Origin of the sequence: Stenotrophomonas maltophilia group sp. Smal13 (assembly GCF_030236855.1) — a bacterium.
In the GTDB taxonomy this organism is placed as follows: Bacteria; Pseudomonadota; Gammaproteobacteria; order Xanthomonadales; family Xanthomonadaceae; genus Stenotrophomonas; species Stenotrophomonas maltophilia_A.
In genome coordinates this window covers 1-18115 of the sequence record NZ_JASJSQ010000099.1, presented here as the reverse complement: position 1 = coordinate 18115, position 18115 = coordinate 1, and the positions used below count along the sequence as shown (strand labels likewise).

Here is an 18115-nt window from a genome sequence, read left to right as displayed (position 1 = left end):
AAGGATCGCACGGGATGGGTGCAGCCGGTCATTCTAAGCCTTGTCGCGCCTGCGGGTCCCCTCCCCCCGCCCCGCCTTCATCCAGGCCGGGTCATCTGGTTGTAAAATCAACGGTTTTTGGCCCCTCACCCCTTGATGGCGAAAGCAGCGCAGCCGGTCCTGGGTGGACCGGAATTCCTCCGCCTGCTCGCCCGTCTCAGCGACGGCGCGATGCCGGCCAGCAGTCCCGCCCTGACCGATCGCCTCGGCCAATGGGTGGACTGGAGCCGTGCCGTGGCCCTGTCCGGGGCGCTCGGCGGACGCCTGCCCGAGCCGGGTGAGGCCACCGAAGCGGCCTGGGATGTGCTGGACGACTGCGCCCAGGCCCATGCCAGCCTGCTGGCCTCGATCAGTGAGGATGCCGAGGCCGAGCGCCTGCTGGACCTGGCCGAAGCCGCCGCCGCACCTAACTTCGCCTCGCTGCGCCAGCGCTACCGGGTACTGCAGCAGGCCATCCAGACCGCCACCGGGCGCCTGCGCGGCCGCCTGCGCGACCAGCTGGTGCAGGTTTCACCCGAGCTGGCACGGCTGGCCGAGGTCGATGCGGTGATGGAACAGACCCTCACCCCGCGCGAGCACAGCCTGCTGGCCACCGCGCCGGCGGTGCTCGGCGCCCGTTTTGAACGCGTGCACGGCCAGCCCGGCTGGCGCGCGGCCTTCCGCCATGACATGCGCATCCTGCTGCTTGCCGAGCTGCAGCTGCGCTTCCACCCGATCGAAGGGCTGCAAGACGCCCTGCGCTCCCACTGACCGGAACACCATGTCCAGAACTGCTTTCCATGTCGTTGTTTTCCTTGTCGGCCTGCTGGCCGTGTGCTGGATCGGCATTGGCTACGTTTCGGTGCATCCGCTGGGTGCAGCGGTGGCGGCGATCATCGCGGCCTGCTACATCGCCGGTGGCGTGGAGCTGTACCGCTATCGGCAGGCCAGCAACGGCCTGCGTAGCGCGCTGAGCGATCTCTCCAGCGCGAAGGAAAGCCTTGCCCCCTGGCTGGAGCGCGTGCCGATGGGCCTGCGCAACGCCGTGCGCCTGCGCGTGGAAGGCGAGCGCACCGCCCTGCCCGCGCCGGTGCTGACCCCCTATCTGGTTGGACTGCTGGTGCTGCTGGGCATGCTCGGCACCCTGCTCGGCATGATGGACACGCTGCGCGGCACTGGCCTGGCCCTGCAGAGCGCGACCGACATGGCCGCCATCCGCGGCTCGCTGGCCTCGCCGGTGCAGGGCTTGGCGGTGGCGTTCGGCACCTCGATCGCCGGTGTTGCCAGTTCGGCCATGCTCGGCCTGCTGGCGGCGCTGCTGCGCCGTGACCGCCTGCAGGCCGTGCAGCAGCTGGACCGTGCCATTGCCGGCGACCTGCACCCGTACTCGCAGGCCTGGCAGCGCGCCGAGTCGCTGCGACTGCTGCAGGCACAGTCCGCCGCGCTGCCGGCGCTGGTCGACCGCCTGCAGGCGATGACCAGCACCTTCGAACAGCACAGTGCGGCCGCCAATGAGCGCCTGCTGGCCGGCCAGGCCGAGTTCCTGACCCAGAGCCAGGCGCTGCAGGAACGCCTGGCCGTCTCGCTGCAGCAGTCGCTGCGCGAGGGTGCCGAGGCCAGCGCCGCCGCCATCGGTGGCGCGCTGCAGCCGATGGCCGAGACCACCCTGGCCGGACTGGCCCACCATGGTGAGGCGCTGCATGCCCGTGTCGAACAGGCGGTGCAGCAGCAGTTGTCTGGCCTGAGCGAAGGCTTCGAGCGCAGCCGCGTGGCGACCGAGGCCAGCTGGGCCAAGGCGTTGAGTGAACAGAGCCAGACACAGCAGGCACTGGTCAGTGATCTGCGTCAGCACCTGCAGGCCTTCAGCGATGGCCAGGGCACGCAGGCCGAAGCACTGGTGACACGCATCGGCGAGCGCCTGCATGCCGATGCCAGCGGCAATGCCGAGGCCTGGCGCGCCGCTGCCGAACAGCAGCAGGCATTGAATACCGCGCTGGTCGAACGCCAGCAGCAGGCCTTGCTGGCCGCCAGCGAGCACCTGGACGCGCGTGCGCAGGCGCTGCTGCAGGCACTGGAACAGCATCACAGCGCCAGCCAGGCGCTGCTGCAGGATCATGAAGAGCAGCGCTCGCAGCAGTGGCAGGCCGCGCAGGCCGCCGCCGCCACCGCGCACGCCGAACTGCAGGCCCGCCTGGACAGCCGCGAGCAGCAGCGCCAGGCACGCTGGGATGCGGTCAGTGCCGAACTGCAGCAGGCCCACGCCGCGCTGCAGGCCCAGCTGCAGGCCGGCGACGAACAGCGCCTGCAGCGCTGGAGCGATGCCCTGCAGCACGTTTCCGCCGATCTGGCCGAGCGCCTACACGCCAACGGTGAACGCCTGGCCGCGCAGCAGCAGCAGGTCTGCGACACGCTGGCGGCCACCGCACAGCAGATCGGCGAGAACGGCCGCGCCCAGGCCAGCGCCACGCTGGCGGAAGTGTCCACCCTGCTGCAGACCGCGGCCGCTGCACCGAAGGCCGCCGCCGACGTCATCAACGAGCTGCGCAGTACGCTCTCCGAGAGCCTGGTGCGCGACAACGCGATGCTGGAAGAACGCGGCCGGCTGCTGGCCACCGTGCAGACCCTGCTCGATGCGATCAACCATGCCTCGCACGAACAGCGCACCGCCGTGGACGCGCTGGTCGGTGGTTCGGCCGAGCTGCTGGAACGCGTCGGCAACCGCTTCACCGACCATATCGCCGCCGAGACCGGCAAGCTGGATGGCATCGCCGCAGCGCTCAGCGGCAGCGCCGGTGACGTCGGCCAGCTGGCTGGCGCCTTCGGCGACGCGGTTGCGCAGTTCGGCAGCGCTTCCACCGAGCTGTCCGGCCGTCTGGAACAGATCGGCGGCGCACTGGATGCCTCGCTGGCGCGCAGCGACGAGCAGCTGGCCTACTACGTGGCGCAGGCGCGCGAGGTGGTCGACCTCAGCCTGCTGTCGCAGAAGCAGGTGATGGAAGAACTGCAGCAGCTGGCCGCGCGCCGCGGCAAGGCCGGCAGCGCATGAGCGACGAGCTGGAGGTCGACGGCGGTTCGCACGCCCCGATCTGGGCCGCCTTTGGCGACCTGATGTCGGTGCTGCTGGGCGCGTTCGTGCTGATACTGGTCGGTGTGGTCGCCGTGCAGCTGGAGCTGTCGCAGCGGCTGGACCAGGAAGTGAAGCAGCGCCAGGCCGAAGCCAAGCGACTGCAGACGCTGGAACAGGCGCTGGCCGGCCCGCTGGCCGCCGGTCGCGTGACCCTGGTCGATGGACGCATCGGCATCAGTGGCAGCGTGCTGTTCGCGCTGAACTCCGACCAGCTGCAGCCGGAAGGCCAGGAGCTGCTGCGCAGCCTGGCCGCACCGCTGGCCGCCTACCTGGGCAGCCGCGAAGAAATCCTGATGGTCAGCGGCTTCACCGATGACGCGCCGGTGCGCGAAGGCAACCGCCGTTTCGCCGACAACTGGGAGTTGTCGGCGCAGCGGTCGCTGACCGTGACCCGCACCCTGATCGCCGATGGCGTACCGGCCGACGCGGTGTTCGCCGCCGCGTTCGGCAGCGAGCAGCCGGTCAGCTCCAATGCCAGCGAAGACGGCCGCGCGCGCAACCGGCGCGTGGAAATCGCGCCGATTGCCAAGCCCAAGGCCCCGGATGCCAAGTAAGCCGCCCGCACTGGAAGGCCTGCGCGCACTGGTGCGCGACCTCGATGCGGGGTCGCGCTCGCTGCCGCATTACCCGCAGGTGCCGATGCTGCAGCAGGTGCAGCGCGAGTGGTCGGAACTGCGCAGCGAACTGCAGGTGCGCCGCTCGCTGCGCACCGAAGCCCCCGCCGACGGCGGCCCGCTGAACTCGGCGGTGCTGGTGCAACGCATGCTCGATACGATGCAGGCGACCAGCCCCGGTTACCTGCGCCACTTCATCGACTACGTGGACACCCTGTCCTGGCTGCAGGCGCTGCAGGATGGCGCCGCCAGCGGCGGCGATACCGCGAAGCCAAAGCGCACGCGCAAGCCGCGCAACGCGGGTTGATCGCGCGTTGATGCCGACCTCGTTCGGCCCCCCTGGATACGACAATCCTGTTCCGCGCTCCTGGTAGACGCCAACCTTGGTTGGTGCTCCACCAACGATGCCGCGCATGCCAACCAAGGTTGGCATCTACCAATGCACGCGTCGGCATGCACGCGTGTAGCGGTGTCACCAGACAGTCATCTGTCTAGCGCACCATTTTCACGTTGATCCACGGCGCCTGCAGCGCCACCGGTCGCATCGCTTGTCTCCCCTTTTGAACTCCATGAGCTCCGCGCCCGTGCGGTGGCTCGTGCCTGCCTGAGTGTCCGTAACATGACGAAGACTTTGTTGGCCGCTGCGCTGTCGATCGCGCTCGCTCCCGCGGCCTGGGCGCAGGATGCTGCCCCGACCTCCACTAGCACGTCCGCCACCGATCTCGATGCGGTTTCGGTGATCGGCAGCGGTGAAGCGCGCCAGGTGCAGCGCATCACCCGCGAGAACCTCGACATCCTGCCGCCGGGCACCAGCCTGCAGAAGACGCTCAATCTACTGCCTGGCGTCAACGCGCAGTCGGCCGATGCGCTGGGCACCAACGAGCAGTCGATGACACTGAGCCTGCGCGGCTTCAACTCCACCCGTCTCGGTTACACGCTCGACGGCGTGCCGCTGGGCGACGGCGCGTACAACAACTACAACGGCCTGACCATCAACCGTGCGCTGATCAGCGAGAACATGGCCGGCGCGGAACTGGCGGTGGGCATCGGCAGCCTCGGTACGCCGTCCACCAGCAACCTCGGCGGCACCATCTCGTATACCTCTGACCACCCAGCCCAGGAGTTGGGTGGCCGCGTGGTGCAGACCTTCGGCAGCGATGCCAACCGCCGCACCTTCGTGCGCGTGGACAGCGGCGAGTACAACGGCTTCTCCGGCTACGTTTCCGGCATGAATGCCGTCTCCGATCTGTGGAACGACCAGACCGCCTACAACAAATCCACCACCAAGCAGTTCAACGCCAAGGGCGTGTGGAACTTTGGCCGCGGCCAGATCACCGGTTTCGTCGATACCTCGCGCACCACCCAGGCGGACTACTTCTACCTGTCCAAGGACGAGATGTCGCGCGGCCTGGGCTGGGACTGGGGCGGCTACGCGCCGGACTGGAACAAGGCGGTGGCCAAGGCCTACTGCAACACCGCCAGCTTCAATGCGAAGAAGTGCGACAGCAGCGGCCCGGACAAGGATGCCGATGGTGCCTTCACCGCCGGGCAGATCCTGCGCGACGACAACCTGTACTACCTGGCCGGCGACTTCTTCCTGGCCGATGGCTTCAGCCTGCGCGCCCTGGCCTACCACCACGATGACCGCGGCGAAGGCCACAACTGGAACAGCGGCGCGTGGTCGAACAAGGGCACCGCGCAGGAGATCCCGATCATCTTCCGCAACACCATCTACACCATCGACCGCGATGGCGGCACGCTGTCGTTCGACTGGGAGCTGGGCGCGCACCGCATCGAAGGCGGCGTCTGGTACGAGCGCAACACCAGCAGCGCCGAGCGCTACCAGACCGCCGTGGATGGGCCGCGCGACCTGAGTGGCATGAACACCCTGCCCTCCGACGTCGGCGTGTTCGCCCAGCGCACGCGCTGGAAGACCCATCAGTTCTTCCTGAAGGACACCTGGCGCCTGCTTGATGACCGCCTGACCCTGGAGTTCGGCGCCAAGAGCCCGCACGCCACCTCTCATGCACAGGCACTGCCGAGCGACGCGAAGACGCCGATCTCGCCGACCTCGAACAACCAGTTCGCCACCGGTTCGCTGAAGGCCAGCAAGAACTTCCTGCCCAGCATCGGCGCCAACTTCCGCCTGACCGAGCACCACGAGATCTTCGCCAGCTACGCCGAGAACATCGCCATGTTCCAGGGCGGCTTCAAGCTGGGCCCGCAGGCGGTCAGCCAGGCGACCTGGAACGCTCAGGGCAACCTGAAGCCGGAGGAGTCACGCTCGCTGGAAGCCGGCTACCGCTTCGTCACCGATACCCTGCAGGCCTCGATCGCGGCCTACAGCGTGCGCTTCGACAACCGCCTGCTGCAGTACAACCCCTGTGACTCGCGCCAGCCGGTGGGCCCGACCTGCGGCAACCGCTTCTACAACGTCGGCGGCGTCGACAGCCGCGGTGCCGAGCTGACCGTGCTGTGGACCCCGAACGAGCACTTCAGCTGGTACACCTCGGCCTCGCTGAACCGTTCGACCTATGCCTCCAACTACGTGCAGGCCGGTGTCGAGCAGCAGATCAAGGGCAGGATCCAGACCGACACGCCCAAGCAGCTGCTGGCCACCGAGATCACCTGGCGCGACAACGGCTGGTTCGCCAGCCTGCGTGGCAAGTACACCGGCGAGCGCTTCTACACCTACACCAACGACCAGGGCTTCGGTGGCTTCACCGTATTCGATCTGGCCGGTGGCTATGACTTCGGGCAGGTCGGCTTCGCCAAGGGCATGCGCCTGTCGTTCAACGTGACCAACCTGACCAACAAGCGCTACGCCAGCAACCTGGATTCGAGCGTGTTCGCACCCAGCGACCCGGCCGGCAAGCTGTACGTGTTCCATGCCTCGGCACCGCGCCAGGTGTTCGGTACGATCGACCTTCGCTTCTGATCTTCCGCCCGGAGTCCACTGATGCTCACGACCGCCCTGCTGCTGGCCACCCTCTCCGCCAGCGGATACTCCGCTCCGCATGAGGCAACGGGTGCACCACCGCGCACCCTGCAGCTGGGCGGTCGTACCTATGTGGACAAGGGCCTGGTCGCTGCCGGACGGTTGCCCGCGGGCACGGTGGACTTCCTCGGCGATACGCTGGGCTCGTTTTCGTCGCTGGCGGTGCAGCCCGGCACCTGGAAGCGCACCGCCAGCGGCTACGAAGGCGTGCTCTGGACCCTCCCCGACCGCGGTCGTAATGATCCCGAGGCCGGCCTGTTCTACGACTACGCCGGTCGCGTGGAGCGCATGCAGCTGCGCATCGACGTTACCCCGGGCAAGCCTGCGCTTGGCACGCTGAGCATGGTGCCCGACAAGGGCGTGGTACTTAAGGATTTCAAGGGGCAGCCGTTCACCGGTGCCGACCCGGGTGAGCACACGATCACCCAGCGCGATGTGGTGCTGCCCTCACCGGCCAGCGGCGCAGGCGCGGGCAAGGTCTCGCTGGATGCGGAGTCGCTGCAGTTCACCGCCGATGGCCACTTCTACATCGGCGATGAGTACACCGCCAACGTCTACTACTTCGATGCACAGGGCCAGCTGCAGGGCGTGATCATGGCGCCGCCGGCGATCCGTCCGCAGCGCGATGGCAAGCCCGCCTTCGGTTCGCTGGCGGCGCCGCAGACTGGGCGCCGCAACAACCAGGGCGTGGAAGGCATGGGCCTGTCCCCCGACGGTACCCGCCTGTTCGTGGCCCTTCAGAGCGCGACGCTGCAGGACAGCGCAAAAGGCAACGCGGCCGGGCGCATCAACACCCGCGTGCTGGTCTACGACGTGACGGCCTCGCCGACGCCGCAGCAACCGATCGGCCATTACGTGATGGCCCTGCCCGCCTATGCACACGACGGCAAGGGCAAGCTGGACCGTACCGCCGCGCAGAGCGAGCTGCGTGCACTGGATGCCCACCGCTTCCTGCTGCTGGCCCGCGATGGCAACGGTCTGGGCAAGGACGGCGATCACCCGATCGTCTACAAGTCGGTGCTGCTGGTGGATGTGGCCGATGCCAGCAACCTGGCAGGAAGCAACTATGAGTCCGGTACGGCCTCGGTGCTGGCCGACCCGGCGGGCACCGTGTTGAAGGACGGCATCGTGCCCGCACGCAGCGACGAACTGCTGAACCTGCTCGACCGCCCGCAGCTGGCGCGTGCCGGCCTTGACCTGAACACCAAGCGCGGCCCGCATGCCGGGCTGCTCTCGGAAAAGTGGGAAGCCATGGACGTACTGCCAGCGCTGGACCCGCAGCATCCGAACGACGTGCTGTTGCTGATCGGCAACGACAACGACTTCATCGCCCGCCACTGCCGCATGCAGGGCCAATCCTGCGACAGCGCGTACGACAACGACAACCGCGTGCTGGTCTACCGACTGACCCTGCCCTGAGACGTCGCGGGGCATGGCCCGGCGCTACCGGATCAACCCGATACACCCTGTAGAGTCGAGCCATGCTCGACTCATGCCGCAAGGCAGTCGAGCATGGCTCGACTCTACAAAGCTCAGCCGCGCAGGGTGGCGCCGCCGTCGACGTACAGGTCGCTCATTGCCACATGCCCGGCCTGCTCGGAGAGCAGGAACATCACCGAGTGCGCGATGTCTTCCGGGGTGGCCAGCTTGCGCAGCGGGATGCCGGCCTTGTACGTCTCCAGGTTGCCGGCGATAACTCGCTCTGCGCCATGCTCGTCCTGCCACATGCCGGTCTGCATCGGGGTCAGCGTTGAACCCGGGGCGACGATATTGCAGCGGATGCCCAGCGGCGCCAGCTCCAGCCCGAGGCAGCGGGTGAACATCGTGGCGGCGGCCTTGGACGCGGCATAGGCGGCCATGCCGTGCCGCGGCACGCCGGCGGCATTCGAACTGACGGTGACGATCGCGCCTTGGCCTCGCGGTGACATCACCCGCGCCAGCGCACGCCCGACATGGAACACGCCATCGGCGTTGACTGCGAACACCCGGCGCCAATCGGCATCCGTGGTCTCCGCAACAGCTCCCACATGCAGAACACCCGCCACGCTTGCGGCGAGGCCGATCGGCCCAATGCTGGCTTCCACACGATCCACCAGGGCGTCCACCGCCGCGCTGTCGGTCACGTCGAGCGCAAACGCCTGCACACGTGCATCCACTACCACGGGCGCCTCGCGATCGGTTGCCACGACCGTGCAGCCGGCCTCGGCCAACAGCCGTACCAGGGCCTCGCCGATGCCGCCGGCGGCGCCGGTCACCAGTGCCACGCGACCTTCAAAGCCGGTCAACTGCATGTTGCAATCTCCTGTTGCTCATCCCAGTGGCGCAGGCGCGCCGACAACCACGGTGCCAGCTGCGCCACCGCATCGCGGCCGGTCAGCTCGGCGTGCAGGAACGGCAGCTCCAGCGCCTGCACCTTGCGCGCGTGCGTGCGCCACAATGCCGACTGCAGCTGCGGCCGCGCCTGATGATCCCGGCCAGCGCGCACGTGCACCAGCGTGCCGTCGAACGGTTGGTGGATGTGTTCGCGGATCAACCGGTTGGTGCCGGTCACCGCACGCACCACGCCATCGAGCACTACATCCGGCAGGCTGCCGAGCGCACTACCACCGCGACGCAGGAAGCCGAGAATGCGTTCACGGCTGTCCAGCTCCGGATGTGCATCCGGGTCATGGCCGGCAATCGCCAGCAGTGCGCGCAATGCGGCGATGGCATCGGGTTCCGGCTCAGCCCGCCAGCATTCGCTGGGGTAGGCGTCGAGCAGCACCAGTTCACCGACTTCACGGCCGATTTCATGCAGGCGCACCGCCATCGCCTGGGCGAGGATGCCGCCCACCGACCAGCCCAGCAGATGCACCGGTCCCTTCGATTGCAGCGTGACCACCCGCTGCACATAGTCATTGGCCATGGCTTCGATGCTGGACGGCAACGGTTGCTTCGGATCCAGCGCGGGCGACTGCAGGCCATATACCGGGCGTGCCGGCTGCAGGGCGCGCGCCAGCGTCCGGTAGTTCCAGGCGATGCCACCGGCCGGGTGCAGCACGAACAACGGAGTGGGTCCGTCAGCATCAGTGGCAGCCAACGAGATCACCGGGCCCAGCGCGTGATCGGCCAGCGCGGGTGGCTCGGCGATACGAACCGCCAGCGCGGCCACGGTGGGCTGGGCAAACAAGGCCCCCAGACCCAGATCGCAGCGCCAGCGCTGCTCGATCGCCAGCAACAGGTGCACCGCCGACAGCGAGTCACCGCCGAGACTGAAGAAGTCCGCATCCACCGCCACCGGCGCCTCACTCCTAAGCGCCTGGGCGAACAGCACCGCCAGCTCCTGTTCCAGCGGCGTGCGCGGCGCCAGTCCGGAAATCTCGCTCTGCGGCGGCTTCGGCAACGCGTTGCGGTCGAGCTTGCCGTTGGCGGTCACCGGCCACTGATCCACGCCAACGAACGCCGACGGCACCATGTAGTCCGGCACGCGCGTGGTCAGGTGGCTGCGCAGCATCACGGCATCAGCAAGCGCCGCTGGCACATAGGCCACCAGTCGGGCATCGCCCGGCGTGTCCTGGCGCAGCAGCACTTCCACGCGCTCCATGCCCGGCAGCTCGCGCAGTGCCGCCTCGATCTCGCCCAGCTCGATGCGCAGGCCGCGCAGCTTCACCTGGTGGTCGCTGCGGCCCAGGTATTCGACTGCGCCGTCGCTCCGCCAACGCCCCACGTCGCCAGTGCGGTAGATGCGCTCCCCTCGTAGGAAGGGATCGGCCAGGAAACGTTCGGCGGTCAGGTCATCGCGGCCGAGATAGCCACGCGCCAGCTGCACGCCGCCCAGATACAGATCGCCCGGCACACCCACCGGCAGCGGCTGCATCCGCGCGTCCAGCACGTACAGGCGGGTGTTCCAGACCGGGAAGCCGATCGGTACCGGCCGTGAGTGGTCCTGCGCAGACGCCGGCCAGTAGCTCACGTCCACGGCCGCTTCGGTCGGGCCATACAGGTTGTGCAGTTCGGCCTGCACGCGCCCATGGAAACGATCGCGCAGCGATGCGTCCAGCGCTTCGCCACTGGTGAACACACGGCGCAGCTGCAGGCCCTCGGAGGCTGGTGCGGCGAGGAAGGCATCGAGCATCGACGGCACGAAATGCGCCGTGGTGATGCCATGCGCGCGGATCAGCCGTGCCAGCTCGGTCGGATCACGATGCGCGTCCGGACCCGCCACCACCAGCGTCGCGCCGCACAGCAGCGGCAGGAAGAATTCCCAGACCGAGACATCGAACGTGGCCGGGGTCTTCTGCAGAACACGGTCATCGGAACGGATGCCGTAGTGCTCGCGCATCCACAGCAGGCGATTGACGATGGCACGGTGCTCGATGACCACGCCCTTCGGCTCGCCGGTCGAACCGGAGGTATAGATCACATAGGCTGCATCGCTGGGCGCCGGATCGGCCCACGGTGCTGCGAAACTCAGCGCGGTCCATTGGTCGGGGGCAAGCACCGGCACGCCGTCCATGCGCGCCGATACCTCTGCCGCAGCCAGTACGCACGCCGGCTGCGCCGAGGAGAGAATGCGCGCGAGGCGCTCATCGGGATGGGCAAGGTCCAGCGGCAGGTAGGCGGCACCCGCACGCAGCACCGCCACCAGCGCGATCACCAGTTCCAGCGAGCGCGGCAATGCCACCGCCACCACACTGCCCGGACCGACCTCCATCGCACGCAGTTGTGCCGCCAGCGCGAAACTCCGCGCTTCCAGCGTTGCGTAGTCCAGCGTAGTGTCGCCGAACACCAGCGCAGGCGCGTGCGGATCACGGTCCATGCCCTGCTGCAGCAGTTCAACCAACGTAGTCTGTGGCAGCGCATGCGCGGTGGCATTGAAACCATGCACCACCTGCTGCGCTTCTACGGCGGAGGCCAGCGGCACCGCCGCGATGTCTCCGGCCTCCAGCGCCGCCGACACGAAATGCAGCAACCGCGTCGCGTGCGCCTCCACATCGTCCCGACTGTACAACGCGGGATTGGCCTCGATCTCCAGATCCAGCAGGTGCTGGCCGTCGCCACGGAAGCCCAGCGTCAGATCATCCACCGGCCCGGTGCACAGCACTTCCAGCGTCGCCCGCACGCCGTTCAGTGCCAGTGGCTTGTAGAACGGCTGCACATTCACCAGCGGACCGTGCAGGCGCTGCTGCGCACCCACCAGGCCCAGGTCGCGGCGCAACTGCTCGCCACGGTAGCGGCCGTGCTTGCGGCCCTGGCTGAGCTGCCGGCCCAATGCCCGGGTAAACGCCTCGACACTGCCCTCGCCGGCCGCCACCCGCAGCGGCAGCACATTCATCACCATCGCCGGCACCCGCGCCGATGCGTTGCCGAGCCGCCCCATGTAGGGCACCCCCAGCACCACTTCATCGGCGGCGCTCATCCGCCGCAGGTACTCGGCCGACAACGCGGCCAGCACATCCGGCCAGGGCCGCAGCCAACGCACCGATGCCTGCAGCAGCTGCTCACGGAATGCAGCATCGAGCGGCTGCACCCAGCGCAGCGCGTCGTCACTGGCCGCGAGCGTACCGGCCAGGCCCGCGCCCGCCGGCGCGCCCTGCATCTGCCCGCGCCACCACTGCCCGGCCTGCTCGCGCCGCGGATCGGCACGATACGCGGCATCATCGGCCAGCACGCCAGCCAGCGCTGGTAGTGGCTCACCCGTACGCCCCGCGTACAACGCGCAAACACGATCAGTGAACAGCGCCATGCCATAGCCATCGGCCGCCAGATGATGCACGCGCAGGTACCAGACCCAGCGCTGGCCACCCAGATCGAACAACACCTGCTGGCTTATGCGGTCGCGGGTCGGATCGACCGCGCTGAGCCGGTCGGCCTGCATCAGGGCACGCGCCGCCGATGCCGGGTCGACCTCGCCCGCTAGATCGCGCACCGACAGCAGCGGCACATGTGCCGGGTCATGCCACTGCAGCGGCTGACCATCGGTCCCTTCCGCAAAGCGCAATGCGAATGCCTGGGCTTCGCCCGCAGCCTGGTCTGCCGCGGCGACGAACGCGGCCACGTCCAGCGCACCCTCGATCCACACCGCATGCGCGGTATTGAACGACGGATTGTCCGGTGCCAGCCGCTGCGCGAACCACAGTCCGGCCTGGGCCTCGGTCAGTGCCACCGGCGTGGCCAGCACAGCGGCGTTCATGCGTTCTGCGCGGCCTGCAGTTTCTGCACCACACCCCACCACTGGCGCAGCGTGGTGTGCTCGGCCAGCTGCGAGAACTCCAGCGGCAACCCGGTGTTGCCCCAGGCCAGGACCAGGCCGAGCATGCGCATCGAGTCCAGGTCCAGGTCGATCAGGTTGTCGTCGTCACCGATCTCTGCCGGCGTGCACTCCAGCACCCGCGCAACGTCGGCACGCATCCGCTCCAGATCCAGCGCATCACCCGTGGCAGCCATCACAGCACCTCCAGCAACTGATCGGTGGTCATCGGCACGCCACAGGTGCGTGCGATCCAGTGCAGCGCCTGATCGTGATCGGCACGCGAAAAGTCCGCCACCGCATCGGCGGCGATGAAGGCCTCGATGTCACGCTGGAACGCCTCCACCACGGTCGCGGTGCAGCCGATATGGGCGTACACGCCGGTCACCAGCAACTGGTCACGGCCGCGCACCCGCATCAGCGTTTCCAGGTTGCTGCGCTGGAACGCGCTGTAGCGGTGCTTCACCAGCACATGCTCACCCGGCTGCGGTGCCAGCGCCTCGATGATCGGTTCATGGTCGGCGCTGCGGCGCATTCCGGGCCCCCACAGATCGGCCTGCAGGCCACGGTCACGGCGATCCTGGTCGCCATGCTGGGCGGTGTAGAACACGGGAATGCCGTGCGCGCGGCAATGCGCCAGCAGGCGCACGATATTGTCCACCGCCGGCCGCAGCGGCGTACTACCGGCGTCGAATGCCGCCAGGAAGTAGCGCTGCATGTCATGCACCAGCAGCGCAATACGATCACGCTGCGGGCGCCACGGGCCACGGGCCTGCGGCAGTTCGGCGGCGGTCGGCAAGGGGTAATCGGTGATACGGGGCAGCGCCATCAGCGCGTTCCTCCTGTCTGTTGCAGATGACGCGCACGCAGCTGCGCGCGCAGTTCGCGGCGGCTGATCTTGCCGACCGCGGTGGTATCGAAACTGTCGACGAACACGACCTGGTCCGGCACCTTGAACGCCGCCAGGCCGCGCGTACGCATCCAGGCTTTCAGTGCCGGCGCCTTGATCGGCTCCCCCTGCTGGATCACGAACGCGCAGCTGCGCTCACCGAGATACTCGTCAGGAATGGAGACCACGGCGGCGTCGAACACGCCGGGGTGGGCCAGCAGGTGATCTTCAATCTCCTCGGCGGAGATCTTCTCGCCCGCGCGGTTGATGTGGTCACCGGCGCGGCCCTGCACCACCAGATAGCCACCGGCCAGCTGCTGCACGCGGTCACCGGTTCGGTAGAAACCGTCGTCGGTGAACGAGCGCGCGTTGGCCACCGCATCGTTGTGATAGCCACGGATGGTGTACGGGCCACGGGTCAGCAGATGGCCCACTTCGCCTTCGGCCACCGGCTGGTCGTGGTCATCGACCACGCGCACTTCGTCGTCCGGACTGATCGGACGGCCCTGGCAGGCCACGATCAGTTCCTCCGGATCATCCAGGCGAGTGTAGTTGACCAGGCCCTCGGCCATGCCGAACACCTGCTGCAAGGTGCAGCCCAGGCCGTCGATCACGCGCCGCGCAGCTTCCGGCACCAGCTTGGCGCCGCCCACCTGCAGTACCTGCAGGCTGGACAGATCGTGCGGAGTGGTTGCCGCCGACTGCGCCCACAGCAGCGCCAGCGGCGGCACCAGTCCGCAGCAGGTCACCTGTTCGCGGGCGATCAGCGGGAAGGCCGCATCCGGGCCGGGACCGGGGCTGAGCACCACGCGGGCGCCGGCATACAGCGCACCGAAGAAGCCGGGCGAACTCATCGGGAAGTTGTGCGCGGCCGGCAGCGCGACCAGGTAGACGCTGTCGCGGTCGATGCCGCAGAGGTCATTGCTGGCGCGGAACGAGTAGATGTAGTCGTCGTGCGTGCGCGGGATCAGCTTGGACAGGCCGGTGCTGCCACCGGAGATCTGCAGGAACGCCACCGACTGCGGGTCCGGGTCGGCCGGCAGCTCGCTGCGATCGCCCTGCAGCGCCTGCAGCGCGGTGAACTCCGCCGCATCGCCATCGATGACCACGTGGCGCAGCGCCGGCACCTCGGCCTGCAGCGCCCGCGCCAGTCCGCGATGATCAAAGCCATCGTGCAGGTCGGCAGTGATGTAGGCACTGGCCTCGGCCTTGTTCGCGAAGTGCACCAGCTCGGTGATGCGATGCGCAGGCAGTGCGTACACCGGCACCAGTCCGGCCCGGAACAGGCCACAGATCGTAGTGATGAAGCCGGCGGTGTTGCCCAGCTGCACCAGCACCCGCTCACCGGGCTGCAGGCCGAGTGCCAGCAGGCCCGCGCCGATGCGTCCGGCCTCATGCCACAGCTGCGCGTAGCTCAGGCGGATATCACCGGCGACCACCGCGATGTCATCCGCATAGCGTTCCGCGCGCTCGCGCAGGAACGCCGGGAAGGTCTCGCCCCGCCAGTGGCCGGCCTCGCGATAGCGCGCCATCAGTTCATCAGGCCACACCTGCTGCAGTGGCAGGCGGGAGGAATCAGTGGAGGTAGTCATGCGGCAGGCTCGATGACGGGCGCGGATTCCTGGACACCCAGCGCGTTCAACAGGGCAGCGAACTTCGCCGCGGTTTCGGCCACCTCGGCCTCGGGTTCCGATTCGGCGACGATGCCGGCACCGGCATACAGGCGCAGCTGCGTGCCCTGCAGGCGTGCGCAGCGGATCGCCACGTACCAGTCGCCGTCACCCTGCGCATCCAGCCAGCCCACGGCGCCGGCGTAGAAGCCGCGCGGCACCGGTTCCAGTTCGCGGATGCGCTGCAGTGCCGCCAGCCGCGGCGTACCGCAGACCGCCGGCGTGGGGTGCAGCTGTGCCAGCAGTTCGGCGGCAGACGTCTGCGGATCCTTCAGGGTGGCATGGATCCGGGTGCCCAGGTGCCACATGCTGGCGGTGGCATGCAGCACCGGCCGTGGCTGTGCATCGATGTGGCTGCAGTACGGTGCCAGGCCCTCGACGATGGCGTCCACCACATGGCGATGCTCGTCATGGTCCTTGGTCGAGGCCAGCAGCGCCTGCGCGGCACGCTCGTCCTCGGCAGCATCGGCGCTGCGGCGTGCTGAACCGGCGAGCGGATGCGACAGCAGTTCGGCACCGCGCTTGCGCAGCAGCAGTTCCGGGGTTGCCCCCACCAGCCACGCCGGCGCCTGGCCCAGCTCCACCGGCAACGGCACCGCGTAGGTCGCCACCGACGGATCCGCGCCCAGGCGCGCCAGCAGCACGTCCGGCGACAGCGCCTGGCGGGTGCGTGCCAACAGGCTGCGCGCCAGCACCACCTTGTGCAGGTTCTGCTCGGGCGCACGCAGGACCTGCACCGCCGCGGCAACCGCTGACGCATAGTCCTGTGGCGCAGGCTCGGCCCGCAGGGCGCCGTCCAGCGGCGGTGCGGCCTGCGGTTGCAATGCCAGCGCAGGCAACAGGCGCTCGGGCTGGTACAACGCATCGTCCGCACGCGGTTCGAACGGCACCGCGCCGACCAGCAGCCCCGGGCCGCCACGCTGCTGGGCAAAGAACTCCGAAACGCGCTCTGCCAGCGTCGCCAGTGCACCGACCGGCAGCGCGGCGCGGCACCCGCGTGCGTGCACGTGCTGGCCCGCATGCTGCAGCAGGAACAGCGACGCGTCGTCGGTGTTCTCCTGCGGCGCTGGCGCAGCCTCCGGCCACGCGCCCTGCATCAGGGAATCGTTCATGGGGTCTCCTTCATCCGATGCGCTGCGGCCAGCGCGCACAGCAACAGCAGCAGCGCGCCGACCAGCAGGTAAGGCAGGCTTGGCCCGCCGCGATACAACAGCGTGCCGAGCATCGGCCCGGCCACCATGCCCAGCCCCTGCGCGGCCGCCACCGTGCCGGCCGCGGCGCCCTGCTCGTGCGCCTCCACCGCATCGGCGGCCAGCGCCTGGAACGAGGGGAATACGAAACCCATGCCGAACGCGGCCAGCGCGTACGCCGCCGGCAACTGCCAGGCCTGCTGCACGCCCGCCACCGAAGCGAAGCCGATGCCGGAAATGAGCGCGCCGAGGACGATCCAGCGGCGTGGATGTACCTCCAGCTTCATCACCAGCGCCTGCGCCAGGATCAGGCCGACGCCGACCGCCGTGAGTGCAATGCCGGCCATGCGCGCGCCCGCCGCTGCATCCAGGCCGAGGCGGTCGATTGCGAAGAAGCCGACCGTCACCTGCGCGATGGTCACCGAGACCATGGCGATGAACGCCGCCAGCTGTGGCAGGCGCAGGCGCGGGTCGAGACGGCTCATCGGCTGGCGGCGTTGCGCAGAAGCGCTCTCCACCGGCGGCGTGGCCGGCAGCCGCCAGGCCAGCAATGCCAGCGCAAGCAGCGGCAACAGTGCGGCCACATACAGCGCCAGCGACAGATTCGTATAGGCCAGCCAGCCAGCGGCGGCCGGGCCAAGCACCATGCCCAGCGCGTTGGCGCTGCCCAGGCGGGCGAGGAATTTCGCACGCTGCCCGGTCGGTGCCTTGTCGGCGATCAGCGCGGCAGCGGTAGGAGGCACCGCGGCGTAGAACAGGCCGATCAGGCCACGCGCACCGACCAGCACGAGCACCGATACCAACACAGGCGGCACCGCCTGCAGGGCCACGTCGATGAACACCGCCAGCGCGATGTAGACCACGGTGTAGGCACTCATCGCCAGCATCAGCACGCGCTTGCGGCCGATGCGGTCGCTGAGCTGGCCCCACGGGCGCGCGGCCAGCATCCACAACACACCGGCGGCGGTGACCGAGAGGCCGGCATGCCACTCGGACAAACCGAGCATGCGGACCACCGGGCCGATCACGGCGACGAAGGACATCATCGCCATGGTGCCGATCAGGGCAGCCAACACCAGCGCCGGCAAGCCGGGAACGACGGGACGTGCGTGCATGAAACACCAGCCGTAACAGGAAAGGATGGCCGGGCGCGTCTGTACGCCCCCGCCCGGCATCAGTCCTGCTCAGGGCCCGACGCCATCCTTAAATGATAACGGCTCGTATTTGCATTTGATACCCATTCTCTTGAATGGGCATGCAACAGTGGGTTCAGCGCATTGCACGCAGGCCCAGCAGACCACGGCGCTTGAACCACCACTCCAGCGGCAGCGTCACCAGCGGCGGGATCGCCGCCAGCAGGGCCAGGGCACTGGCCCACCA

Annotated in this window: 13 protein-coding genes; 6 read left to right on the top strand and 7 right to left on the bottom strand. The window is 68.5% G+C overall.

Annotated features, from left to right (window positions below):
• The first annotated feature begins 135 nt into the window (after window positions 1-135).
• From QRO95_RS21930 to QRO95_RS21905, 6 genes are all read left to right on the top strand, one after another.
• The gene (locus tag QRO95_RS21930) at window positions 136-789 is read left to right on the top strand and encodes a DUF3348 family protein (protein WP_121503478.1); all 654 of its coding nucleotides are present in this window, start codon (window positions 136-138) and stop codon (window positions 787-789) included.
• Window positions 790-799: 10 nt separating this feature from the next.
• Window positions 800-3064, top strand: coding sequence for a DUF802 domain-containing protein (locus QRO95_RS21925; protein WP_285303479.1), 2265 nt, complete (start codon window positions 800-802; stop codon window positions 3062-3064).
• Window positions 3061-3699, top strand: coding sequence for an OmpA family protein (locus tag QRO95_RS21920; protein ID WP_088026228.1), 639 nt, complete (start codon window positions 3061-3063; stop codon window positions 3697-3699). Before QRO95_RS21925 ends, QRO95_RS21920 begins: the two co-directional genes overlap by 4 nt.
• Complete coding sequence (locus QRO95_RS21915; protein WP_329913325.1) at window positions 3617-4066, top strand: DUF2894 domain-containing protein; 450 nt, start codon at window positions 3617-3619, stop codon at window positions 4064-4066. The genes QRO95_RS21920 and QRO95_RS21915 overlap by 83 nt, the downstream gene beginning before the upstream one ends.
• Window positions 4067-4378: 312 nt before the next feature.
• On the top strand, window positions 4379-6697 hold the full coding sequence (locus tag QRO95_RS21910) for a TonB-dependent receptor (protein ID WP_285303478.1): 2319 nt from the start codon (window positions 4379-4381) through the stop codon (window positions 6695-6697).
• Window positions 6698-6718: 21 nt separating this feature from the next.
• On the top strand, window positions 6719-8176 hold the full coding sequence (locus QRO95_RS21905) for an esterase-like activity of phytase family protein (protein WP_285303477.1): 1458 nt from the start codon (window positions 6719-6721) through the stop codon (window positions 8174-8176).
• A 113-nt stretch (window positions 8177-8289) separates the two neighbouring features.
• Here the strand turns inward: QRO95_RS21905 and QRO95_RS21900 are convergent, their stop codons facing one another.
• The 7 genes from QRO95_RS21900 to QRO95_RS21870 are packed head-to-tail and all read right to left on the bottom strand — an operon-like array spanning window position 8290 to window position 17850.
• Window positions 8290-9048 carry a 2,3-dihydro-2,3-dihydroxybenzoate dehydrogenase gene (locus QRO95_RS21900; protein WP_285303476.1) on the bottom strand — a complete coding sequence of 253 codons (759 nt, stop codon included), beginning with the start codon at window positions 9046-9048 and terminating at the stop codon, window positions 8290-8292.
• Window positions 9039-12929 (bottom strand): enterobactin synthase subunit F, encoded by a 3891-nt coding sequence (locus tag QRO95_RS21895; RefSeq protein ID WP_285303475.1) that lies wholly within the window; start codon window positions 12927-12929, stop codon window positions 9039-9041. Before QRO95_RS21895 ends, QRO95_RS21900 begins: the two co-directional genes overlap by 10 nt.
• On the bottom strand, window positions 12926-13183 hold the full coding sequence (locus QRO95_RS21890; protein WP_049462779.1) for a phosphopantetheine-binding protein: 258 nt from the start codon (window positions 13181-13183) through the stop codon (window positions 12926-12928). The genes QRO95_RS21895 and QRO95_RS21890 overlap by 4 nt, the downstream gene beginning before the upstream one ends.
• A complete protein-coding gene (locus QRO95_RS21885; protein ID WP_032129987.1) occupies window positions 13183-13815 on the bottom strand; it encodes an isochorismatase family protein in 633 nt (210 codons plus the stop codon). The genes QRO95_RS21890 and QRO95_RS21885 overlap by 1 nt, the downstream gene beginning before the upstream one ends.
• Window positions 13815-15467, bottom strand: coding sequence for a (2,3-dihydroxybenzoyl)adenylate synthase (locus QRO95_RS21880; RefSeq protein WP_285303474.1), 1653 nt, complete (start codon window positions 15465-15467; stop codon window positions 13815-13817). Before QRO95_RS21880 ends, QRO95_RS21885 begins: the two co-directional genes overlap by 1 nt.
• Window positions 15464-16657, bottom strand: coding sequence for an isochorismate synthase MenF (locus QRO95_RS21875; protein ID WP_285303473.1), 1194 nt, complete (start codon window positions 16655-16657; stop codon window positions 15464-15466). The genes QRO95_RS21880 and QRO95_RS21875 overlap by 4 nt, the downstream gene beginning before the upstream one ends.
• A complete protein-coding gene (locus tag QRO95_RS21870; protein ID WP_032129990.1) occupies window positions 16654-17850 on the bottom strand; it encodes an MFS transporter in 1197 nt (398 codons plus the stop codon). Before QRO95_RS21870 ends, QRO95_RS21875 begins: the two co-directional genes overlap by 4 nt.
• Window positions 17851-18115 lie beyond the last annotated feature (265 nt).